At 60.2% G+C, this 24,142-nt stretch carries 16 protein-coding genes and 6 pseudogenes; 7 read left to right on the top strand and 15 right to left on the bottom strand.

All coding sequences use genetic code 11. The annotated features are described in order from the left end of the window. Positions 1 to 18: 18 nt before the first annotated feature. Entirely contained in the window at positions 19 to 837 is an 819-nt protein-coding gene (locus tag AC0V2S_RS09730; RefSeq protein ID WP_475509546.1) for an energy transducer TonB, read from the bottom strand. Positions 838 to 1,236: 399 nt separating this feature from the next. Between AC0V2S_RS09730 and AC0V2S_RS09725 the strand changes: the two genes are divergently transcribed. Beyond that, positions 1,237 to 2,577 carry a pyridoxal phosphate-dependent decarboxylase family protein gene (locus AC0V2S_RS09725; protein ID WP_475509545.1) on the top strand — a complete coding sequence of 447 codons (1,341 nt, stop codon included), beginning with the start codon at positions 1,237 to 1,239 and terminating at the stop codon, positions 2,575 to 2,577. Between the two features lie 130 nt (positions 2,578 to 2,707). Here AC0V2S_RS09725 and AC0V2S_RS09720 read toward each other — a convergent pair whose 3' ends face one another. Continuing rightward, positions 2,708 to 2,860 (bottom strand): hypothetical protein, encoded by a 153-nt coding sequence (locus tag AC0V2S_RS09720; RefSeq protein WP_475509544.1) that lies wholly within the window; start codon positions 2,858 to 2,860, stop codon positions 2,708 to 2,710. Beyond that, positions 2,857 to 3,693: an AraC family transcriptional regulator ligand-binding domain-containing protein gene (locus tag AC0V2S_RS09715; protein WP_475509543.1), complete on the bottom strand. Its 837-nt coding sequence runs from the start codon at positions 3,691 to 3,693 to the stop codon at positions 2,857 to 2,859. Before AC0V2S_RS09715 ends, AC0V2S_RS09720 begins: the two co-directional genes overlap by 4 nt. Before the next feature lie 51 nt (positions 3,694 to 3,744). On the opposite strand from AC0V2S_RS09715, the gene AC0V2S_RS09710 reads away from it, so the two are divergent. Both AC0V2S_RS09710 and AC0V2S_RS09705 read left to right on the top strand, forming a co-directional pair. After that, the gene (locus AC0V2S_RS09710; protein ID WP_475509542.1) at positions 3,745 to 4,599 is read left to right on the top strand and encodes a sterol desaturase family protein; all 855 of its coding nucleotides are present in this window, start codon (positions 3,745 to 3,747) and stop codon (positions 4,597 to 4,599) included. Next, positions 4,596 to 5,206, top strand: a pseudogene (locus tag AC0V2S_RS09705) (NADPH-dependent FMN reductase). Before AC0V2S_RS09710 ends, AC0V2S_RS09705 begins: the two are co-directional and overlap by 4 nt. A gap of 184 nt (positions 5,207 to 5,390) precedes the next feature. On the opposite strand, the pseudogene phnX (AC0V2S_RS09700) reads toward AC0V2S_RS09705, so the two are convergent. The 5 genes and pseudogenes from phnX (AC0V2S_RS09700) to phnD form a co-directional block, all read right to left on the bottom strand. Beyond that, positions 5,391 to 6,217 (bottom strand): annotated as a pseudogene (phnX, locus tag AC0V2S_RS09700) (phosphonoacetaldehyde hydrolase). A 45-nt stretch (positions 6,218 to 6,262) separates the two neighbouring features. Then, positions 6,263 to 7,330 (bottom strand): annotated as a pseudogene (gene psrA, locus AC0V2S_RS09695) (iron-containing alcohol dehydrogenase PsrA); the annotation flags it as partial. Positions 7,331 to 7,400: 70 nt separating this feature from the next. After that, on the bottom strand, positions 7,401 to 8,219 hold the full coding sequence (phnE, locus tag AC0V2S_RS09690) for a phosphonate ABC transporter, permease protein PhnE (protein ID WP_475509541.1): 819 nt from the start codon (positions 8,217 to 8,219) through the stop codon (positions 7,401 to 7,403). 13 nt (positions 8,220 to 8,232) lie between these two features. Further along, positions 8,233 to 9,018, bottom strand: coding sequence for a phosphonate ABC transporter ATP-binding protein (gene phnC / locus AC0V2S_RS09685; RefSeq protein ID WP_475509540.1), 786 nt, complete (start codon positions 9,016 to 9,018; stop codon positions 8,233 to 8,235). Continuing rightward, entirely contained in the window at positions 9,015 to 9,884 is an 870-nt protein-coding gene (gene phnD, locus AC0V2S_RS09680) for a phosphonate ABC transporter substrate-binding protein (RefSeq protein ID WP_475509539.1), read from the bottom strand. Before phnD ends, phnC begins: the two co-directional genes overlap by 4 nt. Before the next feature lie 111 nt (positions 9,885 to 9,995). Between phnD and AC0V2S_RS09675 the strand changes: the two genes are divergently transcribed. Then, positions 9,996 to 10,868: a LysR substrate-binding domain-containing protein gene (locus tag AC0V2S_RS09675; protein ID WP_475509538.1), complete on the top strand. Its 873-nt coding sequence runs from the start codon at positions 9,996 to 9,998 to the stop codon at positions 10,866 to 10,868. Between the two features lie 88 nt (positions 10,869 to 10,956). On the opposite strand, the gene phnX (AC0V2S_RS09670) is transcribed toward AC0V2S_RS09675, so the two are convergent. After that, on the bottom strand, positions 10,957 to 11,784 hold the full coding sequence (gene phnX / locus AC0V2S_RS09670) for a phosphonoacetaldehyde hydrolase (protein ID WP_475509537.1): 828 nt from the start codon (positions 11,782 to 11,784) through the stop codon (positions 10,957 to 10,959). 27 nt (positions 11,785 to 11,811) lie between these two features. Beyond that, positions 11,812 to 12,915 carry a 2-aminoethylphosphonate--pyruvate transaminase gene (locus AC0V2S_RS09665; protein ID WP_475509536.1) on the bottom strand — a complete coding sequence of 368 codons (1,104 nt, stop codon included), beginning with the start codon at positions 12,913 to 12,915 and terminating at the stop codon, positions 11,812 to 11,814. A gap of 100 nt (positions 12,916 to 13,015) precedes the next feature. On the opposite strand from AC0V2S_RS09665, the gene AC0V2S_RS09660 reads away from it, so the two are divergent. From AC0V2S_RS09660 to AC0V2S_RS09650, 3 genes are all read left to right on the top strand, one after another. Further along, on the top strand, positions 13,016 to 13,876 hold the full coding sequence (locus AC0V2S_RS09660) for a LysR substrate-binding domain-containing protein (protein ID WP_475509535.1): 861 nt from the start codon (positions 13,016 to 13,018) through the stop codon (positions 13,874 to 13,876). Positions 13,877 to 14,437: 561 nt separating this feature from the next. Further along, positions 14,438 to 15,307, top strand: coding sequence for a DUF4238 domain-containing protein (locus AC0V2S_RS09655; protein WP_475509534.1), 870 nt, complete (start codon positions 14,438 to 14,440; stop codon positions 15,305 to 15,307). Between the two features lie 1,100 nt (positions 15,308 to 16,407). Beyond that, positions 16,408 to 16,668: a DUF3077 domain-containing protein gene (locus tag AC0V2S_RS09650; protein ID WP_475509533.1), complete on the top strand. Its 261-nt coding sequence runs from the start codon at positions 16,408 to 16,410 to the stop codon at positions 16,666 to 16,668. Positions 16,669 to 16,740: 72 nt separating this feature from the next. Here the strand turns inward: AC0V2S_RS09650 and AC0V2S_RS09645 are convergent, their stop codons facing one another. The 5 genes and pseudogenes from AC0V2S_RS09645 to AC0V2S_RS09625 all read right to left on the bottom strand — a co-directional run bounded on the left by AC0V2S_RS09645 (position 16,741) and on the right by AC0V2S_RS09625 (position 24,091). Further along, positions 16,741 to 16,914, bottom strand: coding sequence for an integrase core domain-containing protein (locus AC0V2S_RS09645; protein ID WP_475509585.1), 174 nt, complete (start codon positions 16,912 to 16,914; stop codon positions 16,741 to 16,743). Positions 16,915 to 16,984: 70 nt separating this feature from the next. After that, positions 16,985 to 17,566, bottom strand: a pseudogene (locus AC0V2S_RS09640) (IS3 family transposase); the annotation flags it as partial. An 8-nt stretch (positions 17,567 to 17,574) separates the two neighbouring features. Further along, complete coding sequence (locus AC0V2S_RS09635; protein WP_475509532.1) at positions 17,575 to 17,877, bottom strand: transposase; 303 nt, start codon at positions 17,875 to 17,877, stop codon at positions 17,575 to 17,577. Positions 17,878 to 18,067: 190 nt separating this feature from the next. Further along, a pseudogene (locus AC0V2S_RS09630) lies at positions 18,068 to 19,644 on the bottom strand (sensor domain-containing diguanylate cyclase). Between the two features lie 17 nt (positions 19,645 to 19,661). Beyond that, a pseudogene (locus AC0V2S_RS09625) lies at positions 19,662 to 24,091 on the bottom strand (response regulator). Positions 24,092 to 24,142 lie beyond the last annotated feature (51 nt).

Raw genomic sequence — 24,142 nt, 5'->3', positions numbered from 1 at the left:
AATTCGTAAAATGTGCGGTTAACGGGGCATCTTGAATTCAATGGGTACGCTGACCCAGCCATCAATCGCATTGCCGCCCTGTTTCGAGGGCACAAACTGCCAGCGCTTAACCGCCTGTAGTGCCGCGTTATCCAACAGGTCGCGGCCGCTGGAGGTTTGAATCTGAATCTCTGCCGGGCTACCGCTGGCCAGTACATGCACCCGCAACAACACCGTGCCTTCCCAACCGCGACGCTGGGCCAACGACGGGAATTCCGGCGCCGGGTTTTTCAAATACGCCGCGTTGGCGGACGGCGGTGTAACCGGTGCCGGCGCCGGAGGTGCTGGCGGTGCTACGGGAGCGGGTGCCGCTACCGGCGGTGGTGCTGGGGCCGGTGGTGGCGGCTCTACCGGTTTGGGTACCGGCTTGGGCGGCGGTGTCGGCTTGGGTTTGGGAATCGGTTTCGGCGCCGGCTTGGCCGCCAACTCATCCACAACCGGTGGTGGCGGTGGTGGCGGCTCGACCACAGGTGGTGGCGGCGGCGGAGGTGGCGGTTCCACCACCGGCGGTGCCGGACGGGTGAACTCGATTTCCATCGGCGGAATTTCCGGCGGCACTACCGGCAATGCCGGCGTCGGCTGCTGGTTCAGCCAATAGATCAGGCCACCGTGGGCAACCACGGCCAGAATGGCCAGCAGCACTTTTTCGCGACGACTCAGTGCCCCTACGGGCGCCACGTGATGCCGACGGCTGTGGGCCAACGGCTCGCGATGGCGATGACCGAGGTCAACCAGGTCGGCGCTGGCCGGTACCTGCCACTGCCGCTGCGATGTCGCCGCGGTTTGTACATTGCCCATTAAAAACTCCTTGGAATTACTTGCTCCCGGTGGCCTGAAGCGTTGGCCAGCGAGTACTCAACAGGGCAAAAAGGCCATTGCAGAGCGGTCTTCGGTGTTGGGCGCAATGATTGGGGAATGGGCTTATCTAAAAAAGTAACTTTTAAGCATTTTTTAATAACTTAAAAGAATTTTAAAATCTATCTTGTTGATATTTAAAGTATTTTTATTTTTTAGGATGTGAAAGGCATAAAAAACATGCTTTTTAGGCATCACCCTTAGGATGGGTAGAGCAACTGTTATGCAAACAGTGCGTTTGGCCGGGCAACTGCTGTGTTGATGTTCTCCAACTCTGTACGGCAGACCGGCGTGGTAGTCGGTAAATACTGGCGCCTTCGCCACTCTCCGCCCGGAACCTGTATGACCGAACTCGACCTGCTCGCCGCCGCCGACACGCGCGCCCTTAGCTACACCGCCAGCGTGGCCACCCGCCGGGTGTTTCCCGACGCCGAAGCGTTAGCCGGGTTGGCGGCGTTCGATGAGCCATTGCCCGAGCAGGGATTGCCGGCCGAGCAGACGTTGCAGCTACTTGATGAGCGCGGCTCGGCCGCGACGGTGGTCTCCAACGGGCCGCGCTATTTCGGTTTTGTGATCGGCGCGTCACTGCCCGCCGCCGCAGCCGCCGAACGCCTGATGCTGGCGTGGGACCAATGCGCCTCAAGTTTTGATAATTCGCCGGTGGCCGCCACGGTCGAAACCACCGCCGCCCGCTGGGTGTTGGAGGCACTGGATTTGCCGCGCGAAAGCGCCGTAGGCTTCGGCACCAGCGCCACCGCGTGCACCCTCGCCTGCCTGGCCGCCGCTCGCCGCGCACTGCTGGCTCGCCATGGCTGGGACTTCGACCGCGATGGGCTGATCGGTGCGCCAGCGATCAAGGTGGTGGTGTCCGAGTTGGTGCATATCACCGTTAAAAAAGCCCTGCGCGTGCTGGGTTTTGGCACCGCAAAAATCATCTACGCGCCAGTGAATGCGCTCGGCCAAGTCGACCCCACTCGACTTCCCGCCCTGGACGACCACACCATCCTCTGCCTGCAAGCCGGCGAAGTGAACACCGGCGAGTTCGACCCCTTCGCTCAGCTCATCCCCATGGCCAAAGCAGCCGGCGCCTGGGTGCACGTGGATGGCGCCTTCGGCCTCTGGGCGCGCGCCTCCAACCTGGCACCGTTAACGGCCTGTGTGGAGTTGGCCGACAGCTGGACCACCGACGCGCACAAATGGCTAAACACCCCGTACGACTGCGCCATGGCTATCTGTCGCGACGCCGATGCGTTAGCCAGCGCCATGAACAGCGACGCCGCGTACTCCAGCGCCAGCGCCGATGCGCAGAAAAACCTCACCCTGGAATTCTCCCGCCGGCCGCGTGGCATTCCGGTGTGGGCGGCATTGCGCAGTTTGGGCAAACAGGGCGTGGCGCAGCAGGTGGAACGCCATTGCCGGCAAGCGCGGCGCGTGGCGGACGGGTTACGCGCAGCGGGGTATGAGGTGCTTAACCGCGTGGTGCTGAACCAGGTGCTGTTTCGCGCAGGCAGCGATGAGCAGACGGTGGCCGTGCGCGAGGCGCTGCAAGCTTCGGGGGAAGCGTGGTTTGGTGGCACGGTATGGCAAGGGCGGCCGGCGATGCGGATCAGTGTGTCGTCGTGGCGGACCGGGGATGAAGATATTGAGGCGTTGCTGCGTTTGATGGGTGAGCTGCGCGGGTAGACCGAGGCGCCTTTGCCCCCTCACCCTAACCCTCTCCCCGCTGGGGCGAGGGGCCTGAATCGAAGTACGCTTTGGCTCCCCTCTCCCGCGCGCGGGAGAGGGGCCGGGGGAGAGGGTTAGCAGCAACGCCCTACTCCGTCCGCCACCGCTTACGCGCATGCAAATACGCGGTCAAATCGCTATACCCCAACTGCCCCGCAATATCCGCCCGACTCTCCCCTTGCAGCTGCAGATACTGCTCGATATCCGCCCGCACCAAATCGAGCAGCTGCCGAAAACTCATGCCCTCATCATCCAGCCGCCGGCGCAACGTGCGCGGGCTTTGGTGCAGCAGTTCGGCCTGGCTATCCAGGGTCGGCACTTGCCCCGGGCGAAGCTGTGGCGAATGCTTTGCGCCACCTTGGCCGACCAGCCGCCCAGGCGTTGCTGGCGAGCAATACAACGGTCCAGTTCCTGTTTCAACACAGCCAGCATGCCAGCGTGGCGATTGCGCATCGGCACAGTGAGGCTCGCGTGGTCGAGGTACATACGGGTGCGCTCGCAGTCAAAACTCACATGGCTGCCAAACAACTCGGCGTATTGGCTGTGGTAGACGGGCTTGGGGTACGCCAGCTGCACACGCGCCGGCACCACCGTTTGCCCTGAACCTTGGGTGCACACGGTCAACGCCATGACGAAGTAATGCTCGGTGAGGTAGCGCACCAGGTTGATCGGCGCATCGATATTCAGCTCAACGCCAATGCCATTGGCGTCCTCGATCACGCTCACGGCGTCCATGTCCGACGCCAGCCCGGCATAACGCGCCCAGTTCTCCATGGCGGCCTGCACGTTCTCGCAGTACTGGCCGATCAGGGCGATCACGTGCCAGTCCTGCGGGGTAAAGGTGGCGAACAGGTGCAGGCCGATGGCTGGGTCATGCGTGGCGGCTTCTTCCCACAATTGCTCCAGGGCCAGGGCGCTGTAGTCCGCCTTGCCCTGGCGTGAATGGCTGCTGAGGTAGCGCTGCAGCACATTGCCCAATGGGCCGCGGTGAAAGCGCTGGATGGGCGTGGCTTTCAAATTGGCCACTTCTCCCAGGTTTCTGTCCGGTTCGCGCATGTCGTTGGTTGCAGTCATGGTTTCTCATAGTCGGGCATTGGCCTTAAGGGGCCTGAACGAGAGAGTGCCATGAATATAACAATGATCGCCAATAGCCCCATCGCCGTCGTCGCCCTGATCTTCCTTGGTTTTATCCTGCTGGAACTGGCCTGCGCGTGCTTCCGCCAACCGGCCGGTGGCCGCCGTGATGTGATGATTGAAATCATCGGTTCCAGCCTGTTGCTGGGGGTGACCTTCCCGCTGGTGATGTTCCTCACCAACACCCTGCTCGACCACCTCGCGCCGCACACCAAAGACAGCCTCGCCACTCTGCCCTGGTGGGCGGGCCTCGGTCTGTTCCTGCTGTTCGATGACATGACCCAATACTGGTGGCACCGCCTGACCCACAAGGTGCCGTTCCTTTATGCCCTGCACCGTGCCCACCATTCGGCGCCGTATATGAGCATTCGCATCGTGTACCGCAACAACAGCTTCTACTACCTGCTGATGCCGGGCCTGTGGTTCGCCGGCATGCTCATCTACATGGGCCTGGCGCAAATCTACTACCCGTACCTGATCGTAAAAATGCTGGTGATTTTCGGCGCCCACAGCAGCGTGCTCTGGGATGCCAAGCTGTACAAAATCAAAGCGCTGCGCCCGCTGATGTGGGTACTGGAACGGACTATCTCTACGCCGTCCACGCACTCGGCCCACCACGGCCTGAACGCCACCGACGGCGTGACGCACTACAAAGGCAATTTCGGCAATTTGCTGTTCCTCTGGGACGTGATTTTCGGCACCGCCAAGATCACCCGCCGCCGCCCGGAAACCTTCGGCATCGAAGACCTCAACCCCGTGAGCTGGCAGGAAGAACTGTTCTGGCCAGTCGTGCGCAACCGCGCCCCCGCCCTCCAACAAAAGCCTGAAAACGAGTTAGCTCAATGACCCTGCCGCACTCCAACCTGAACATTGCCTTGATCGCCGGCTCCAGCCGCGCCAATAGCCAGACCGCCAAGGTCGCCGCCTTCCTCGGCCAGCGCCTGCAAGCCCTGGGTATCTGTGCTGCGCCGCAAGTGATCGACCTGGCCCGCTCGCCCCTGCCGCTATGGCCGGGCGAAGACCAAAACGGCGTCTGGGCCGACCACGCCCAAGTGCTGCGCGACGCCGACGCGGTGATCGTGCTCGCGCCGGAATGGCACGGCATGGCGGCACCAGCGATCAAGAACCTGTTTATGTTTGCCGGGTACAACGAGGTGGGCCATAAGCCCGCCTTGCTGGTGGGCATTTCGTCAGGCCAGGGCGGGGCGTATCCGCTGAGCGAATTGCGCGCCTCCAGTTACAAGAACAACCGCGTGTGCTATCTGCCCGAGCACTTGATTGTGCGGTACGTGGAGACGGTGATGAACAGCGGCGAGTCGCAAAACAGCGATGACTTGCGCATTCGTCAGCGGGCGGATTGGACGTTGGAAACGCTGGGCCATTACGCCAGGCGATGCGGCCGTTGCGGGGGTTGATTGCGATGGATAATGCGGAGTTCGCTAACGGGATGTGAGGTTTTATCACTCCCCCCACCACTCACCGTCATTCCCGCGTAGGCGCGGTCGGACGATTCGGAATCCAGACTTTCGAGGGTTATTTGAAGATCGAGCCTGGCGCCGAATTCTGGATCCCGCCTTCGCGGGAATGACGGTGTTGGGGGTGATGTGTCGGGTGTTGGCGATGGAATCACCTAGCCCTCAACTCCCCTGCGGCACTTCCCCCGCCGCCAACCGGCGATTGATATCCGCCACCACCCCCGGTAACTCGGCAATCGTGTCGATCAAATAATGCGGGCGGCTCGGCGCAAACATCTCGCCAATCCGCTGCCGCTCAGCCGTCAACTGTGCCGGCGTCAGCGCCAGGTATTGCTCATACGTCAGCCCCAGCGCATTGCCCGAGCAGGTCAAGGCCACCGTCCACATCCCGGCACTGCGCCCTTCCAGAATACCCGGCCAGGTGTCGTCTACTTTTACGCATGCCGCCACATCATCAATGCCCAAGGCAATCACGTTGGCCAAACTCTGCGCCGGATACGGGCGGCCATTGGGCACTTCATCGGTCGCCACCACGTGGTCCGCGACATAGCCGTTCTGCTTGGCCAACTCCACCACCTTGGCCATCACCACCGCCGGATAACCGGAGCACGAGCCGATTTTCAGACCCTGTTCACGCAAGGCACTGATGGCCTCCAGCGCACCAGGAATCAGCGAAGAATGCACGGCAATCTTTTCGATCTGCAGCGGCATAAGCGGTTGTAGATGGCGGTGACATCGTCGTCGCTCGGGCGCTTGCCCAGCGCACGTACAAAGCGCTCGGCAATGGCCGGCTGGTCGCACAGCGTGCGGATATGGTCCCACTTGCCCATACCCATCGGGCCGCGGGCTTCTTCCAGGGAAACCTCAACGCCGAACTCGGCGAAGGCTTCGACAAAAATCTGTGTTGGCGCGAAGGAGCCGAAGTCGACCACAGTGCCGGCCCAATCGAGGATCGCGGCTTTGAGTTGGCGGGGCGATTGATAGTGCATGGCAAAACTCCTACGGGGCGGTAATAGCAGTGGTGGAGCCGATAAATTCTGCCCGCGCGCGCCTTTGATGGCGTCGTCGAGCAACGTTTGCGCTTGTTCGGCACTCACGCCGTAGTCGGCGAATTCGGTTTTTACCGAGAGGCTATGCAGGAACGTGCGCAGCCATGCCTGGGCCTGGTTAAGGTCGCTGCCAAATACGCGTTGCAAGGTGCGGTCGCGTTCAGCGTCCTGGCCCCAGGCCAAGCCCAATACCAGCGGCAAGGTGAACGAGCAGGCGATGCCGTGGGGCACGCCGTGGCGCAGGGTCATTTCGTAGGAAATGGAATGGGCCAGTGCCGTCTTGGTATTGGAAAACGCCATGCCGGCCTTTAGCGCGGCCAGCGCCATGCGGCTGCGCAGTTCGCGGCTACCGAGGTCGTGCTGCAGCTTGGGCAGGCACTCCAGAATGTCTTCGATGGCGGACACGGCAAAGGTGTCGGAAATCGGATTGGCGTTGTGGTTCCAGATCGCTTCCAGCGCGTGGGACAACGCGTCCAAACCGGTGGACACCGTCACGCCCTTAGGCACTGTCACCATCAACTCGGGGTCGATTAACGCCACGCTGGGCCAGGTGCAATCCAGATGCAGCGAGTATTTCTTCTGCTGCTCGGTATCCCAGATGGTCGCCCACGGCGTGACTTCGCTGCCGGTGCCGGCTGTGGTCGGCGCGGCGATCAGGCATTTGCAGCGCGCCGGCACAAAGGGTTTGCCGCTGGCGAGCAAGGCCAGCAGGTCATCAAAACTACCGCGCTCGGTGCCGACGATCAGCGCCTTGGCGGTGTCGATGGCGCTGCCGCCGCCGACCGCAATCACCGTGTCGCACTCACCGACTTGCTGCCAAAACTGCTCATAGGTACTGCGCAAGTGCGCCACATCGGGGTTGGGCTGCACGTCTTCAATCACATACACCAGACGCTCGCCGAGCAACGCTTGAATACGGTCCACCAAGCCCAGGCCGCGGGCTTCGGGAAAGGTCACCAGGGCTACACGTTGGCCTTCGGTCAGGCTGGCCAGCTGTTCAAGGCTGCCCCAACCAAAGCGGGTGTCGACCGGGTTAAAAAAACGGGAAATCATGGCAACTCCTGACACACGGGCGAGCACCGCCCTGCCCGGCCTGCGCCGGGCAAAAAAAGAATGAAACGAACTAGTGGCTGGTGCCGCGCTGAATCGCATTGCGCAGGCGGCTGGAGATCGTGTCGGCGGCGACCACCATCACGGTGATCACGATGATGCAGGTGGCTGTCTCGGTGTACTTGAACAGCTTCAGGCTGCTCACCAACTCAAAGCCCAACCCGCCAGCACCGACCATGCCGAGCACCGTGGCCGAGCGCAGGTTCACTTCGAAGCGGTACAGCACCACGGCAATCCAGGCGGTGAGTACCTGCGGCAGTACGCCGAACACAATCACCTGCAACGGCCGGGCACCGGTGGCCTGCAAGGCTTCGATCGGGCCCTGGTCGATTTCCTCGATGCTCTCGGCGAAAAACTTGCCGAGCATGCCCAGGCCATGGATGGCCAACGCCAGCACACCGGGGAACGGCCCCAAGCCCACGGCCGACACAAAAATCAGCGCAACAATCAGCTCGTTGATGCTGCGGGTAATGTTCAAAAACTGCCGGGTGCCGTGGTACAGCACCGGGTTGCGGCACAGGTTGCGCGCCGCCAGAAACGACAGCGGCACCGCCAGAATCACCCCGAGCAACGTGCCCCATAAGGCAATCTGCAGCGTCTCCACCGCCGGCCCCCACAGGCGCGGCAGAATGCTCAGGTTCGGCGGCATGGTGCGGCTGAGGAAGTCGGCAATCTGCGGCAGGCCGTTGGCCAATTCGCTGAGGCTCAGCTGCGCGCCCTGGGCGCTCCAGTGCAGCACCATCACCACGGCCAGTACCAACGCCGCCGTGCCCAACCAGCCACGGGCGCTTTGTGGCGTGTCGACGGTCCAGAGGTATTTACGCGCCTGCATGGCGTCACTCCTGTTAATTGGCATAACGCACCTGCAAGCCCGCCGTTGCCGGCTCGCCTTCTGCCTCGGGCTCTTGGCCGGGGTAGATGCGGTGCAGTACGTCGTCGGTCAGCCCATCCGGGCCGCCGTCGTACACCATGCGCCCATGGGCCAGGCCCACGATGCGGTCACCAAATTCGCGGGCGTAGTCCACCTGGTGCAGGTTGCACACCACGGTGATGCCCAGTTCGCGGGTTGCATCGCGCAGGTATTGCAGCACCAGGCGCGAGGTTTTCGGGTCCAGGCTGGCCACCGGTTCGTCGGCCAGAATCACCTTCGGCCTTTGGGCCAGAGCGCGGGCAATGCCCACGCGCTGCATCTGCCCGCCCGACAATGAATCGGTGCGTTGCTGGGCTTTGTGCGCCAGCTCCACACGTTGCAAACACTCCATCGCCAGGTCGATATCTTCGCGGCGAAACAGTTGCAACACCGACGCCAGGGTGCTGACCGCGCCGAGGCGGCCGGTCAGCACGTTCTTCAACACCGACAAGCGCGGCACCACATTGTGGTGCTGGAAAATCATCGCCACTTGTTGGCGCAGGGCGCGGGTGTCGCGGCAAGCGATGGCATCCATGCCGGCGACCGTCAACGTGCCGGCATCGGCCTGCACCAGGCGGTTCATGCAACGCAGCAAGGTGGATTTACCGGCGCCGGACTGGCCGAGAATCACCACAAATTCACCCGGTGCGATGTCGAGGTCGATGCCGCGCAGCACGGCATTACTGCCGTACTGCTTGGTCAGTTGACGGACGCTGATCATTTCATGCCCTTCAGATCAAGGTTCAGCACCTTGGCGGTTTCACGCACCACGTTGTAAGCGGCGTCGTCGGTTTTCTGGAAGCCGTCGAGCTGGCCCTGGTCGCCCCATGGCACGTCTTTCATGCCAGCCAATGCGGTGGCGATTTTCTTCTTCAGCTCAGGGTCCAGCGCCTTGCGCCATACCATCGGCGACTCAGGGATTGGCTGCGAAGTCCACACCACGCGGAAGTCGTCTTGCTTGACGATATCTTTGGCGATAGCGCCGGCCAGAATGCGGTCCGCGACGGCGGCGGCGTCGACCTTGCCGTTGGCGACAGCGAGGATGCTGGCGTCATGCGAGCCGGAGAAAATCACCCGCGAAAACAGTTTTTCCGGGTTGTAGCCGGCTTTCTCCAGGCCCGCTTTCGGGAACAGGTGGCCGGACGCCGAGCTTGGGTCTACGAAGGCGAAGGTGTGGCCCTGCAGGTCGGCGAGGTCTTTGATGCTGCTGTCTTTGCGGGTGATGATCAGGCTCTTGTACGCGCTCTGGTGAGTCTTCTGGGTAACGGCTACGGCGAAGGCTTCAACGTCTGCTACCGAGGTGGCCAGCACATACGAGAATGGGCCGAGGTAGGCGACGTCCAGCTTGCCAGCGCGCAGTGCCTCGATGATGCCGTTGTAGTCGGTGGCCACGAACGGCTCGACCGGCATGCCGACTTGTTTTTCAAGGTTATCGAGCACCAGCTTGCTGCTCTCGATCATGGCTTGGGAGTCTTCGGACGGGATCAGGCCGATGCGCAATTTATCCGCCGCTTGGGCGTTACCAATGCACAGCAACGGCAACAACGCGAAACCGGCAATACGGAGGAGCGAGGCAATGGAGGTCATGACATTTCCAGCAGTTGTGGTTGGAGTACGCACAATTTAGAAACGTCACGTGACAGTCATACGATCAATTCAATATGGGTTTTATCGAATGACTATTGATAGGACCTATGGATGTCGACCGCCCGTATTCGCGCCTTTCTCGCCGTAGCCCGGCACGGCAGCTTTAGCGCCGGCGCCCGCGCCCTGGGCCTGAGCCAGCCCACCCTGACCACCCAGGTGCAACAGCTGGAGCGCCAATACAACGTGGAGCTGTTCCACCGCAAAGGGCGGCGCATCGAGCTTTCGGATGTTGGCCAACAACTTCTGCCGATTGCCCAGCGCATGGCGCTGCTGGAACTGGAAGCCAACAACCTGCTGCACGACTCCGGCCGGCTCGACAGCGGCCAACTGAAGCTCGGCGCCGTGGGGCCGTTTCATGTGATCGAGATGGTCGACCACTACCGCCAGCGCTACCCGCGAATCGACGTTTCCATTCGCGTCGGCAACTCCGCGCAAGTGCTGGCCGACCTTGAGCAATACGCCACCGATATCGCCGTACTCGCCGGCCGCCACGACGACCCCAGCCTGTGCGCCGTGCACTACGCCCGTCACGCCATCATTCTGTTTACCAACGCCGACCACCCCTTCGCCAACCGCGAAAGCGTGCGCCTGCAAGAGCTGGAAAATCAGCCGCTACTGCAACGGGAAACCGGCTCCACCACCCGCCTCGCCCTGGAGCGCGCGCTGGCCGATGCCGGCGTAACGCCGCGCAAAGCGATGGAGATAGGCAGCCGCGAAGCGCTGCGTGAGGCGGTGGTGCGCGGAATAGGGATTGGCGCCGTGTCCGAAGCCGAATTTATCGCCGACCCACGGCTGCGGGCGATTCGGATTGAGGGGGAACCGGTGCATACGGAAACGTATTTGTACTGCTTGGCGGAGCGGCGTAGTAGTCGATTGATTTCGTCGTTTTTTGATATCGCGCAAGATCAAGAGCATCGAGGCTAAAGCCTCTCCCACAATGGACGGTGAGCCCTTGTGGGAGAGGCCGGTCCGGCGCTCCGGTTAGCCTCGATTGGCCAGACCTGCAAACGCATCAACTCGCTTGCGGCATTTCTCCCGCGGCCAACCGCCGATTGATGTCGGCGATCACTTGCGGCAAATCGTTGATGGTGTCGATCAGGTAATGCGGCTTGGAGCCGGCAAACAACGCCTGAATACGCTTGCGCTCGGCCGCCAACGTCTCCGGCTCCAACGCCTGATACTGCTCATACGTCAGCCCCAGCGCATTCCCCGAACACACCAGCGCCACTGTCCACATGCCGGCGCTGCGCCCTTCGAGAATGCCCGGCGTGGTGTCGTCCACCTTCACGCAACTGGCCACATCGTCGATGCCCAAGGCAATCACGTTAGCCAGCGCCTGCGCAGGATACGGCCGGCCATTGGGCACCTCATCGGTCGCCACCACGTGGTCCGCGACATAGCCATTCTGCTTAGCCAACTCCACCACCTTGGCCATCACCACCGCCGGATACCCCGAGCACGAGCCAATTTTCAACCCCTGCTCACGCAGCCCGGTAATGGTTTGCAGCGCCCCCGGAATCAACGCCGAATGCAGCGCAATTTTCTCGATTTGCAGCGGCATAAACCGGTTGTAAATCGCCGTCACGTCATCATCAGTAGGCGTGCGGCCAAAGGTTTTTTTATAGCGCGCGCTGATCGCCGGGATATCGCACAGCGTGCGGATATGGTCCCACTTGCCCATGCCCATCGGCCCACGGGCTTCTTCGATCGTCACCTGCACATCGAACTCGGCAAAGGCCTCGACAAAAATCTGCGTCGGCGCAAACGAGCCGAAATCGACCACGGTGCCAGCCCAGTCAAGAATCACGGCCTGGGTTTTTTGCGGGGTGTTGTAGTTCATAAAAAGGCTTCCGAATTAAAGGTCGATTTACAGCGCATTCATCTCGTGCAGCGCTTGGCCGATCGCATCCACGGCGCCTTGCATCCCGTGGCTATCCACGCAGCCAATGCAGCCCACGCGGAAGGTTTCCACCTGAGTCAACTTGCCCGGATACAGAATGAAACCCTTGGCCTTCACCCGCTCGTAGAAGGCCTTGAACTCATAGTTCGGGCTGTCTGGCGCATGAAAGGTGACGATGATCGGCGCCTGAATCGCTGCCGGAATAAAGCTGCGCAAACCGAGTTGCTGCATGCCTTCGAGCAACGTCTGGCAATTGCCCTGATACCGCCCCTGGCGAGCGGCCAACCCGCCCTCCTCGGCGTACTGCAACAGCGCCTCGTGCAAGGCGGCCACCACATGGGTCGGCGGGGTAAAGCGCCACTGGCCGGTTTTGGCCATGTACACATGCTGGTCGTAGAGGTCCATGGCCAGCGAATTGCTGTTGCCTTCGGCCAGGTCCAGCGCCTGCTTTTTCGCAAACACAAAGCCCATGCCCGGCACGCCTTCCAGGCATTTGCCCGAGGCGGCAATCAAGGCATCAAACGGCACTTCCCGGGCATCGATCGGCAAGGCGCCGAACGAACTCATGGCATCGATGATCAAGCGCTTGCCATGGCTGGCCACCACCTGGGCGATGTCCGCCAGCGGGTTGAGAATGCCCGTGCTGGTTTCGCAATGAATCAACGCCACATGGGTAATGGCGCTGTCGGCGCTAAGCAGACGGTCCACATCGGCGCCGGTGGTGGGCTGGTCTTCCGCTGTTTCAAAGGTGCTGAACGCACGGCCCAACACCTTGCAGATTTTCGCCAGGCGCTGGCCATACGCGCCGTTCACCAACACCAACACCTTGCCGTCGCGCGGCACCAGGGTGCCGATGGCCGCCTCCACTGCAAAGGTGCCACTGCCCTGCAACGGCACGCAGTAATGGCTGGCCTGGCCATGGATGATGGCCAGCAATTGTTCCCGCACGCTGGCGGTCATCTGATTGAAATCGCGGTCCCAGGAGCCCCAATCCATCAGCATCGCATTGCGGGTGCGGGCAGAAGTAGTGAGTGGGCCTGGCGTGAGCAGGATTGGCGCAGTCGGGTTCATAACGTTCTCGCGGCGGTGGCTGGAAGCGAGGCACAGGTTGCAATCGGGCCAACCATCAATCAAATTGTTTGTTGTTATCCCAGCCATAAGTGCCGCCGATATGAACCTGTTCCAACTCCGCGCCTTCGACGCCGTCGCCCGCGAAGGCAGTTTTACCCGCGCCGCCGCCCGCCTGTTCATCAGCCAACCGGCCGTAACCGGGCACGTAAAAATGCTCGAAGAGCACTACCAGATCACCCTGCTACGGCGCACCGCGCGCCGCGTAGAACTCACCGAAGAAGGCACCCGCCTGGCCGCGATCACCCGCGCCATGTTCGGCCTGGTGGAAGAAGCCCAGGTGCTGCTCGAAGCCAACCGCCAACTGCTCACCGGCCGCCTCGAAGTAGCCGCCGACGGCCCGCACCGGGTAATGCCGATGATCGCCCGCCTACGCGCCAAATACCCCGGCGTAGTCGTAAACCTGCGCCTGGGCAACGCCCAGGAAACCCTCGCCGCCCTGCTCTCCGAACACGCCGACGTGGCCGTGATGACCGAAGTGGAACCGCGCAAAGGCCTGCACCTGCAAGAGATGTCTCCGTCGCAGATCTGCGCACTGGTGCCTGCCGGGCACCCGCTGGCCGGCAAGCGCATCGACCTCAAGCAACTCGATCAACAAATCATGGTGCTGCGCGAACCCAGCTCGATTACCCGACGCACATTCAACCAGGCGTGCGAACAAGCCGGCGTGCAACCGCGGGTGTTGTTGGAACTGGATAGTCGGGAAGCGGTGACCGAGGCAGTGGCTGCGGATTTGGGGATTGGGATTGTGTCGTCAGTAGAGCTAAGCCACGACCCACGGGTGGTGGCGGTGCCGCTGGTGGGCGATGGGCTGACGAATCGGCATATGTTGGGGTGTTTGGAGAGAAGGGTGGAGTCGCGGTTGATTGCGGCGTTTTTGGGGATGGGTGGCTCGGAGAGTTGAACACAGATAGAAATTTTATTTCTGGCGCCACTGGCCAGTCTCTCGACGTTGCAAAGATTAATCTTGCAACTTATATTCGACAAAGGCTCTAGCCAAATATAACAACATTAACTTGCTTCAAAGGTGAAACTTTGACTATCCCCACATACTCCGAACGCGTTGATGAATATTTCAAGAAGAAAGCAGACTCCGCCCAGCAGTATTTTGACACTACAAATCAAATCTTGGGAGTGCTTGGCTTCTCTCTTGGCCTAGGGTCTCTGGGCACCAAAAATCCGACGCAATTCGCTTTGATGAGCTTGATCCTGATATCAATATCTTGGGGATCAAGCATAAAAAGACTTAAAGGTGACTTAGATGAACTTAGGTATGTGAACCACCAGTCTGTTAGACCCTCTAACATTATAAAGAACACTTGGCAAACCGTAGCTTCTTTGCTTTTTCTAGTAGGGGTGGCTACAGGCCAATTGACTAGTCACGGAATCTCCTTTTGAAAGAAATAATTTTTCTGCTTTTCGCTCTGCGTCTTTTTGCTCGCTAAACCAGTTGAATGCCACTTCTATGCAACCGCCAAAAACACATAAAATTAATACATCAAAACGCCATCACTTTATCCCTGAGTTTTATCTCAAGAGCTGGACAAAAGAAAGTGGAAAACTCTTCATCTACCACAGAAATAAGATCGGAGAAATCAACCACAGAAGAGGCGCTCCGAAATCAGTCGCTTTTGAGTTTAACCTGTACTCCTTAAGAGCCGCTGCAGACTGGCTAGGTGCGGAGTCTGACGAAATCGAAAGCCAATTACTCTCCAAAATTGACAATGACGCAAAACTTGTTTATGAGATAATTTTAGAAAAAGGTGCATCCTCGCTAAGCGTAGATGACAAACTAACATTCTCTTTATTTATTAACTCTTTAATTGAGAGAAACCCCAAACAACTGGAAAAATATAGAAAAATCGTAAACGATATCGACATGACCGAGAATCTAATACTTATCAAAAATCTAGAAGCCACCGGAATAGATTTTGATACCCTTAAGCACAATGAAATACTTAGCCTCATGGCACGGAGATTACTTGACAAATCCCTAGCCACAGAGCTTTCAAAAATGCTGTGGACCACTATAAGTCTAAACAATATCCCAAATGACCACTATATTATCGGCGACTCTCCACTATGGATCAACGGTGATAATTGGAATGATGAACCCATAGCTATGCTAGCTCTAGCACTATCACCGAAATCCTTGCTAATCATATATAAAGACTCATCGTATTATGACAAGGATTTTTTTAATAAGATCGCAATCATGTACAGTATTTCTACAATTAAGCGTTCTAAGAAATACATAATTTCGCACACCCCAATAGAGGACAGCCATTACATAAAATACTCGAAAGCCATGCAACACTTTCTCTCGAGTCAATAGGGGAGGAAAAGGGGACAGGAAAAGGGGATAGACTTATTTAACCGCTGTAATTCAGAGCCTAGTAATAAACCCTCCCCTTTTCTGTGCAGAAAAAGCGAAGAAACACATCTCAGTCCCGTACGAGCTCCGCATACTGATCGTCAAACGAAATCCTTGCTTCCAATCGATAACTCGCACCGTCCACCGCAATTAATTTCCCGGTGCTGCGAATCTCATATATCCAGCCGCTATCAACCGTACCAGTGATCTCATAGTTAACCGCACCTCTGGGGACCGTAACTTTTAACGTGCGCTCGGTCGCCCCCGACGGGAGGTCAATCGTCCCCCCTGGAGTACCATCGAACCTCAGAGTCCAGTGTTCAGAGGCAGTAGCAGATAAAGCGGTACGCCGCACCAGTAAAGCTGCTTCATCAGCAGTAGGCCTAACATTTCTGCCGTCACTGCCTAGCATCCAAAGCCCAAGTAAAGCAGTACCAGCGAAACCAGCTATAACGCGAGGAGCCCCTGTCACCGGAGGGATACTCCCGAGCTTGGTTTTTATATCGCCGCCCAGAATTGCCACGATGAGCAGCAATACACCTCCGCCCACCAATATGATGTCTACTGATACCCCTTCCACTCCCCCCTCCTTGAGCAACCAATGCGTTACCGACTGGAGCTTATATAAGCAGAGCGTACTCACTCCCGCTTTTGCCACTCCAACAAAGACTACGACTTCGTCCAGGCAATCTATGGGTTTCGCCTTCGGCTCTACCCATCCTACGAATTCTCCTCTAGTGCGTTTCGAGCCAATTTCACGGCATACATCCTTCGCATTTCCCCGCCGCAGCCGACATTTTTAATCCCGCTCCTGGCCTACAGTTTCCCTCGCTGAATCTTCAGCGACGCCGGCTTGGCCGCCGGTTTATGACACAAGACGCGTCAGCGTCAGCTATAAGGGTTAGGCGCTTTTTTTATGCCTGCTTTATGGCGGCTGTGCGCGGGACACCTTCGGGTGTGCCGGGTTTCTTGTGTCCGGTCGGCCAACCTGCGTACAGCTGCCTCCCTTCTGCTTGGCCGCGGAGGGAGGTAACTCTTCAATCACACAAGAGATTTAACTTATGAACAAAGCAACCGCTGTAACCACCCGCCAAACCTTCGACAACGTCGAAACCGCCCCGCTGTTTTCCGTTAACCCTGGCGTGCCCATCGATGAAGCATTGGAACGCGCCGCCGACCTCACGCTGTACGTCGAGTCGCTGGCCGCTGCAGATGCGTTTATCAATAAAAGCCTGGAGGCGGCCATCATTCAGACCCTGAGTGAAATGGCCAAGGCGTTGATCAACTCGGCTAAGCAGGGAGCTGGTGGCGCCGCGTCTTAAGGGCGATTTGTCTGGCGTGCAATGAAGGGGGCTTATGAACTGGTCAAGTAATAGTGGACACCAGTTAAGGTTTCACGCCGCGAGTTTTTCTCTCATGACTGGCGATTGATATCCGTTGTAGCTGTGGAGCCTGGCGGTGTTGTAGCGAGTAACGTAGCGCTGCACATCTAACCGGGCTTCGTATTCTGTTGCGTAGCCTGCTTCGGGCACCCACTCGGACTTCAGGCTTCCAAAAAAACGTTCTATCGGAGCGTTTGTCCCAGCATTCGCCTTTACGACTCATGCTTTGTCGGTGTCCATACCTTGCCAGCTCATTTCTGAATTTATGACTGGTGTATTGGCAACCCTGGTCTGAGTGAAACAGTACGCCATCAGGACGGCCTCTTAGGTCTGCCGCCATTCGCAAGGCCTCGCATACCAACTCGGCGTCGGAAACCATCGAGAAGGACCAGCCCACAATCCGGCGAGCAAACAAGTCCATAACCGCTGCAAAGTACATCCAGCGCTTCCCCACCTGGATGTATGTGACGTCACCACACCACACTTGGTTGGCCGCCGAAACGTCAAATGCTCGCTTAAGTACATGCGGTGCCACCAACGACTCCACACCAGATGATGTGTACTTATGACGTCGGCGTTGCCGGCTCACAATGCCTGCTTCTCTCATCAGACTGCGAGCCATAAAACGGCCCACACGATGACCTCTGGCTTGAAGCTCCTTGGCCAAGGTTCGAGCGCCTGCCGACGCTCTGGAGGCTCGGTGATGATTGATCAGCAAGGATTTGAGCTTTTCTCGTCTGAGATTCACCTTGGTCTGCCGCCTACGCCACGCGTAAAAACCACTACGACTGAGCCCGAACACCCGACAGCAATCCTTTACGCAAAAACGCTCACCCAACTGCTCGATCAGCGCGAACGACCGTTGGTGTCCCGCAGCAGGAGAGCGCCAGCCTTTTTTAGGATTTCAATATCCAGGTCTTTTTGCCTAAGTAAGGCTTTGAGCTGTTGGATTTCGAGCTGTTCCGCCGTAATCGCTTTGGCCCCAGACGGGGTCGAGCCTAAACGCTCTTGGCGGACCTGATCGATCCAGCGACGCAATGCGGTGGGCCCAATATCTAGGCTTGTACAGACATCGGGGACGCTCTGGCCTTCATCCAACACCATGCTGGCAGCCTTGAGCTTGAACTCACCTGAATAGGATTTACGCATTCAAAACACCTCAGATTTGGGCGCCATCATAGCGCCCGAGTGAGGTGTCCAAAATCATTAGGCCAGTTCATTATGCCTCCTTCTTTATGGACGTTGTTTCGTGGATGCCTTCGCGAACTGAGGCGCCCTCCAGATTCTGGGTCCCCGCCTACGCAGGCACGACGGTGGAGGGTTTACGTTCTCTGTCCAACTACGCCTCCACCCTATTCCTACCCCCCTCCTTCGCCCGATACAAACGCTCATCCGCTTGCTTAAGCACCGCCTCGGCCGTTTCTGTTCCTGGCTGCTGACACGCCACTCCAATCGACACCGTCAACCGCCCAACCGTCGGCACTTCTCGCACTTCAATACTCGCTCGTATGCGCTCGGCAATGGCGGCTGCCGTGGCTTGCTCGGCATCGGGCAATATCAGGGTGAATTCTTCCCGCCGGCACGGCAGGCCAAATCTCCGCTGCGGGAGTTTTCTTGCAGGATGGCGGCGATCTCGCGCAGGGCCACGTCGCCGGCGTCGTGGCCGAAGGTATCGTTTACGCGTTTGAAGTGGTCGATGTCCAAGGCCAGCACGGCGTAGGGCTGGCCGGTTTGTTCGAGCAGTTCCAGCAACTGGGTCATGGCGCGGCGGTTGGCCAGGCCGGTGAGGGGGTCGCTTTGTGCTTCTTTGCTCAGACGGCCGAGTTTTTGTTGCAGCAGTTGCACGCTGCTGAGCAGGGCCTGGCGAATGGCCGCGGCGTCGCGGTACCAGGCGTTTACGTGTTGCAGCTGCTCGGTGGTGTGCGGGGCGGCCAGGTGTTCGGCAATGGTGCTGAGTTGGTGCAGTGGCCGGGCGATGTACAGGGTGCCGGCCCAGATGGCGATCAGGCCGACAAGGCCGGCGGGGAGCAGCCCCAGGAGCATTTCCAGGCGCAGTTTGCGCAGCGGTTCCAGGGCGATGTTGCGCGGTTGCTGGGCCACCACGGCCCAGTTGGCTTCGGGCACGAAGGCGTAGCCGGCGAGCATGGCGATGCCTTTGTAGTTGGGCACCACCATGGCGCCACTTTCTTTGCGCAGTGCGGTGTCGACGGTTTTGCTCCAGTCGAGGGTTTCGCCGATCCGTTTTTCGTCGGGGTGGTAGAGCAGTTGGCGTTTGCTGTCGGCGACAAAAGCGAAGGTACCTTCGTGGTAGAAGTGGCGGCCGATCAGGGTGTGCAGTGCGCTTTCTTTGCGCAGGTAAACCGAGCCGCCGATAACGCCGAGAAAGGTGCCGGCGGGGTCGAAAACGGGTTGCGAGACGAACACCACCAAGTTGCCGGCTGACGACATATAGGCCGAGCTGACGAAGGGCTGGCGGGCCTTCAGCGCGTACTCGATGCCTTCGGTGTGTGGGCTTGAGCGGGTGATTTGCGCCGCATCGGGGTAGGCCTCCAGTACTTGGCCGGAGGCGTCGACAATGGCGATGGAGTTGAAGTCGTCGTCTTGGCCTTGCAGGCGTTCGGCTTCGGCGCGTAGCCAGGCGGCGTCGGTCCAGTGGTGCCCTAACTTGTCGGCGCTAAAGGCCAGGCGGCGTTGGGCGGACTGGAGAAACTCGCCGATGCTGGAGGCCACTTTCGCGGCGTAGGCGCGGTTTCTTTCCAGCGCTTGTTCGATAAGCGTATCGCGCTGCACGAGGTTGGCCACCATCAGGCTGTTGCCCAACGTCGCCAGTACCGACAGCAGTACAAACCCGAGAATCAGCCAGCGCAGATCAGGGCGAAAAGCTTTGAGCCGTTGCGATCGGGTCGGTTTTTCCAAGGGCTACTCCTGTCGGTTCAGTGCAGTGCCTTTGCCGGCACTTCACCGGCGTCGTCGAGCAGTTCCAGGGCGCGGTCGAAGTCGAACTGGTCGACCTGCTCTGCCACCAGTGACAGGCGCTTGGCCAGGGCCGAATCAAGCGGCAGGTTACGCAGTTCGTTTAGCGCGTCGAGGGCGGCGGTGTCGCTGTCGGCTAGCAGGGCTTTGAGCCGTTTTAGTTGCGCGGTTAATTCGGGGCCCTGCTGGCGGTTCTCGGCTGTGGGTTTCGGCGCGGTGGTGGTCAGGCCGGCCAACGCGGCCAAGGTTGGCTGCAGGCACAGGTCCACTTGGGTCATCAGGCTGTGCAGCACGGCAGTTGCCGCGCCGGCTTTGCAGGCCTGTTCCAGCTCGGCGGCGGCTTGGGCCACGGCCTTGGCGCCGATGTTGCCGGCGGTGCCGCGCAGGGTGTGGGCCAGGCGTTCGGGGGCGGTGCGGTCGGGGTCGGCCAGGGCGGCCTTGAACTGGGTGGTAAAGCCGGTTTGTTTGTCGCGGAATTTGCCGAGCAGGCGCAGGTAGAGGTCGCGCCGGCCGATGCAGGTGGCAAGGCCGGCGGCCATGTCGATACCGGGCAAACTGGCAGGCAGGCCGTCTGCCGATAGCTCGATCGCTACCGGGGCGACGGGCTGCGCGGGCGTTTGCGGTTTGATCCATTTGGCCAGCGTGGCGAACATGTCGTCGACGTTGAGCGGCTTGGAGATGTGGTCGTTCATGCCGCTGTTCAGGGCGCGCTCGCGGTCGCCGTCCATGGCGTTGGCGGTCATGGCGATCACGGGCATGGCGTCGAATTTGGCCTGCTTGCGGATGTTTTCGGTGGCGGTGTAGCCGTCCATCACGGGCATTTGGCAGTCCATCAGCACGCCGTCGAAGCGGTCGTCTTCGGCCAGAATGTCGAGCGCTTCCTGGCCGTGCCAGGCCACGCGCAGTTCAATGCCGACGCTGCCGAGCAGTTCGGTGGCCAGTTCCTGGTTCAGTTCGTTGTCTTCCACCAACAGCAGCCGCGCGCCGTTCAGGCCGGCCAGGGCGTTGGCGCTGTGTTGCGAGCGTTCGTCGGCACGGGTGTCGGTTTGCGGGCCCTTGCCGAGCACGGCGCCGATGGCTTCGAGCAGTGAAGACGGGGTAACGGGTTTGGTCAGCACCACGGGCAAGGGAATGCCTTGGCGCTCGGCTTCTTCACGGGCTTCTTCGCGGCCGAAGGCGGTCACCATGATCACCGGCGGAGTGTGCCGCAGGCTGGCTTCGTGCATTTTGCTGACGGTTTCCATGCCGTCCATGCCGGGCATGCGCCAGTCCATCAGCACCAGGTCGTAGGGCAGGTGTTTGTCTTCGGCTTCGTCGAGTAGGCGCAGGGCTTCGTTGCCGCTGGCCGCTACGTCTACTTCCAGGCCGAAGCTGCGCGCCATTCCGGAAAGGATTTCGCGGGCGCTGGCGTTGTCGTCCACCACCAGCACACGGGTGCCCAGTAGCTCATCCGCTTTGAACATGCGCCGGGGTTGCACGCCGACCTGCACGCCGACGTGGATCTGGAAGTGGAAGGTGGAGCCTACGCCCGCCTCGCTTTCAACCCAGATGCGCCCGTCCATAAGCTCGACCAGTTTTTTCGAGATGGACAGACCCAGACCCGTGCCGCCGTATTTGCGCGTGGTGGAGCTGTCGGCCTGGCTGAAGGATTGGAAAAGGCGCGTGCATTGTTCGGCGGTCATGCCGATGCCGGTGTCGTGTACCCAAAAGTGCAGTTCGACGTTGTCGCTGACGGTGCCGACCGCTTCCACGCCGACCACGATCTCGCCGCGCTCGGTGAATTTGGCGGCGTTGTTGCCGAGGTTGATCAGGATCTGGCCCAGCCGCAGCGGGTCGCCGAGCAGCGCGGTGGGCAGGTCGGGTTGGGTTTGAAAGAGCAGTTCCAGGCCTTTGTCTTCGGTTTTCAGGCCGATCATGGCCGATCATGGCGGCGAAGCTGTCGAGCACGTCTTCCAGGCGGAACGGGGTTTGCTCGAGGGTCATGCGGCCGGCTTCGATTTTCGAGAAGTCGAGGATGTCGTTGATGATGCCCAGCAGGTTCTCGGCCGAGCGGTGCACTTTCTCGATGTAGTTACGCTGGCGGTTGTCGAGGTCGGTGCGCAGGGCCAGGTGGCTCATGCCGATGATGGCGTTCATGGGGGTGCGAATTTCGTGGCTCATGTTGGCGAGGAATTCGCTCTTGGCCTGGGTGGCCTCCTCGGCTGCGGCGCGTGCCTGAATCAGCGCCGTAAGGTCGATATTCACGCCCGTGGCGCGCAACGGCGTGCCGTCTGCGGCGCGGGTAAAGCGGCTTAGGGATTTGAAGGTGCATACGGCGCCGTCGCCTTTGCGCACGATGCGGAAGTCGAATTCCACGCGGTCGCTGCCGTTGTTGATCGCGTCGTCGAATACCTTGCTGGCGTACGCCAGGTCATCGGGGTGCACCAGCGCTTCCCAGTGCGCCAGCGTGCCACCGAATTCACCGGGTTCGAGGCCGAACATTTTTTCCAGCTGGGGCGTCCAGTAGTTGGTGCCGTTGACCAGGTCGACGTCGAACAGGCCGATGTCTCCGGCTTCCTGGGCCAGGGTCAGGCGGTCGCTGGCGGTGCGCAGTTTGCTTTCCATGGCGCGCCGTTCGCTGACGTCGCGCACCGAGGCGCACACGCACACGCCACGCCCTTCCAGACGCGGCAAATGGGACAGACCGATTTCGACCGAGAACAAGCTGCCGTCTTTGCGCACGCCGAGCAGGTCGTCGGCGTCGCCGCCCATTTGCCGAGTGCCGCCATTGGCGATAAAGCCGTTGCGCAGTTCCACGTGGCGGTCGCGGGCGCCTTGCGGCACCAGGCGTTCGATGCTGGCGCCGATCAGCTCGCCGGGCTGGTAGCCAAACAGGCTGTCCAGTTGCGGGTTGGTCATCAGAATGCAGCCGTCGGCGCCGAGCACCAGCATGCCGTCGGGCGCGGCTTCGATAATGCCGCGGTACCAGGCTTCGGTGGCGCGCAGGGCCACTTGCTGGGCTTCCAGTTCATGGGCCTGGTGTTCCAGTTGCAGGGCCTGCGCGCCCATTTCGTCGGCTTGGCGGCGGGTTTCCTGCAGCAGGGTGTGGGCCGCGTCGCTGCGCTCCATGATGGCGATAGCACCGGCCAGGCGCGGCAGCACTTCTTGCAGCAGCAGGGCCTGGTGTTCTTGCAATGGATGAAAGCCGGCCATTTCCAGCACGCCGAGCAGACGGTCGCCGCGCAGCACCGGCTGCACCAGCACGTGGCTGGCCGGCGCGGCGCCGAGTTGCGCGCGCACGTGCCAGAAGCCTTCGGGCAGGTCGCTGAGCTGGCGCGGTTGGTGGTCTTGCGCGCATTGGCCCAGCAGCCCTTCGCCGAGTTCAAGTTCGGCTGGCAATGGGCGTTCGCTGTCCACGGCGTAACCGCCGAGCAGGTGCAGGCGCGGTGCGCCTTCGTAGAGGGCGTAGAGCGCGCCTTGGCACATGTCGAGTTGCGGGGCGATATGGCTGAAAAAGGCTTGCGCCAGCTCTTGCGGGGTTTCGGCTTGCTGCAGGTCGATTTGCAGCGCGGCGGTATGGGTTTTGACCCAGCGCTGGCGCTCTAATTGCCGGGCTTCCAGTTGCAGCAGCGCGATGGCGCGGGCCAGGTCGCCGGTTTCGTTGTTGAGGTCGGTGTGCGGGATTTGCCCGTCGAGTTGCCCGGCCGCCAGTTCGTCGACGGCGGCACGCACGCGGTTCAGCGGCACGCGAATGGAGTGGCTGACCAGCCAGGCGAGTATCAGTGCCAGGGTCGAGCCGCCGAGCAGCAGCGTGTAGGTGCGGCTGGTACTGCGTTGCGCATATTCGGCGAGGTTTTTTCGCCGTGTCGTAGATATCGGCTTCCTTGTTTTTCTCTATATGCAGCAGCTGTGCATCGCAGTCCTGTTGCTGGGCGAGAAATTCGTCGCTGTTGAGCAGCGTAATGGCTTGGCCCAGATAGCCTTTGCCGGCTAGCTCCAGCGCATCGTCACCGTTCTTCAGCAGACGCTGCAGCACCACTTCGAACGTGGCCAGGCTGGTCAGGCTGCTTTCACGCCGCAGCGTGGGGCGCACCAGCTCCAGGGCTTGGTGCAGCCGCTGTTGGGCGTCGTCCATCTGCGCGCGGGCGCTCACGCGGGTGTTCACGTTGCTGGTGGCCACCGCCCGTTGCATGGCTTGCACCAAGTGCGGCAGCTGCACCCGCGCCTCTTGCACGTGCTGAATACCCACCAGGTCTTGCAGGTAGAGCTGCTGCATTTCGTTGCGCAGCGAGTATTGGGTGCGCAGGCTTTGCAGGCCCAGCAGCAGAATAAGCGCCAGCAACGCGGCAAAGCCGATGATGAGTTTGCTGCGCAGGGACAGCCGTTCAATCAAGGCGAACAGTCTGTTCATTTACCGCCTCGCTTTAGCGATGGATGCAGGTGGGTGCGACACGAAGAGGTT

It is taken from the genome of Pseudomonas sp. CC11G (assembly GCF_056174845.1).
The sequence above is the reverse complement of the archived record's forward strand: the minus strand, read 5'-3'. Positions and strand labels throughout refer to the sequence as shown.

What these genes read in the sequence shown, in the direction of transcription:
- AC0V2S_RS09635 (WP_475509532.1), bottom strand. Translation starts at nt 17,877, where the DNA reads ATGCGTAAATCCTATTCAGGTGAGTTCAAGCTCAAGGCTGCCAGCATG.
- AC0V2S_RS09675 (WP_475509538.1), top strand. Translation starts at nt 9,996, where the DNA reads ATGTCGACCGCCCGTATTCGCGCCTTTCTCGCCGTAGCCCGGCACGGC.
- AC0V2S_RS09710 (WP_475509542.1), top strand. Translation starts at nt 3,745, where the DNA reads ATGAATATAACAATGATCGCCAATAGCCCCATCGCCGTCGTCGCCCTG.
- AC0V2S_RS09720 (WP_475509544.1), bottom strand. Translation starts at nt 2,860, where the DNA reads ATGAGTTTTCGGCAGCTGCTCGATTTGGTGCGGGCGGATATCGAGCAG.
- phnX (WP_475509537.1), bottom strand. Translation starts at nt 11,784, where the DNA reads ATGAACTACAACACCCCGCAAAAAACCCAGGCCGTGATTCTTGACTGG.
- AC0V2S_RS09655 (WP_475509534.1), top strand. Translation starts at nt 14,438, where the DNA reads ATGCAACCGCCAAAAACACATAAAATTAATACATCAAAACGCCATCAC.
- AC0V2S_RS09725 (WP_475509545.1), top strand. Translation starts at nt 1,237, where the DNA reads ATGACCGAACTCGACCTGCTCGCCGCCGCCGACACGCGCGCCCTTAGC.
- phnE (WP_475509541.1), bottom strand. Translation starts at nt 8,219, where the DNA reads ATGCAGGCGCGTAAATACCTCTGGACCGTCGACACGCCACAAAGCGCC.
- phnC (WP_475509540.1), bottom strand. Translation starts at nt 9,018, where the DNA reads ATGATCAGCGTCCGTCAACTGACCAAGCAGTACGGCAGTAATGCCGTG.
- AC0V2S_RS09715 (WP_475509543.1), bottom strand. Translation starts at nt 3,693, where the DNA reads ATGACTGCAACCAACGACATGCGCGAACCGGACAGAAACCTGGGAGAA.
- phnD (WP_475509539.1), bottom strand. Translation starts at nt 9,884, where the DNA reads ATGACCTCCATTGCCTCGCTCCTCCGTATTGCCGGTTTCGCGTTGTTG.
- AC0V2S_RS09650 (WP_475509533.1), top strand. Translation starts at nt 16,408, where the DNA reads ATGAACAAAGCAACCGCTGTAACCACCCGCCAAACCTTCGACAACGTC.
- AC0V2S_RS09665 (WP_475509536.1), bottom strand. Translation starts at nt 12,915, where the DNA reads ATGAACCCGACTGCGCCAATCCTGCTCACGCCAGGCCCACTCACTACT.
- AC0V2S_RS09660 (WP_475509535.1), top strand. Translation starts at nt 13,016, where the DNA reads ATGAACCTGTTCCAACTCCGCGCCTTCGACGCCGTCGCCCGCGAAGGC.
- AC0V2S_RS09730 (WP_475509546.1), bottom strand. Translation starts at nt 837, where the DNA reads ATGGGCAATGTACAAACCGCGGCGACATCGCAGCGGCAGTGGCAGGTA.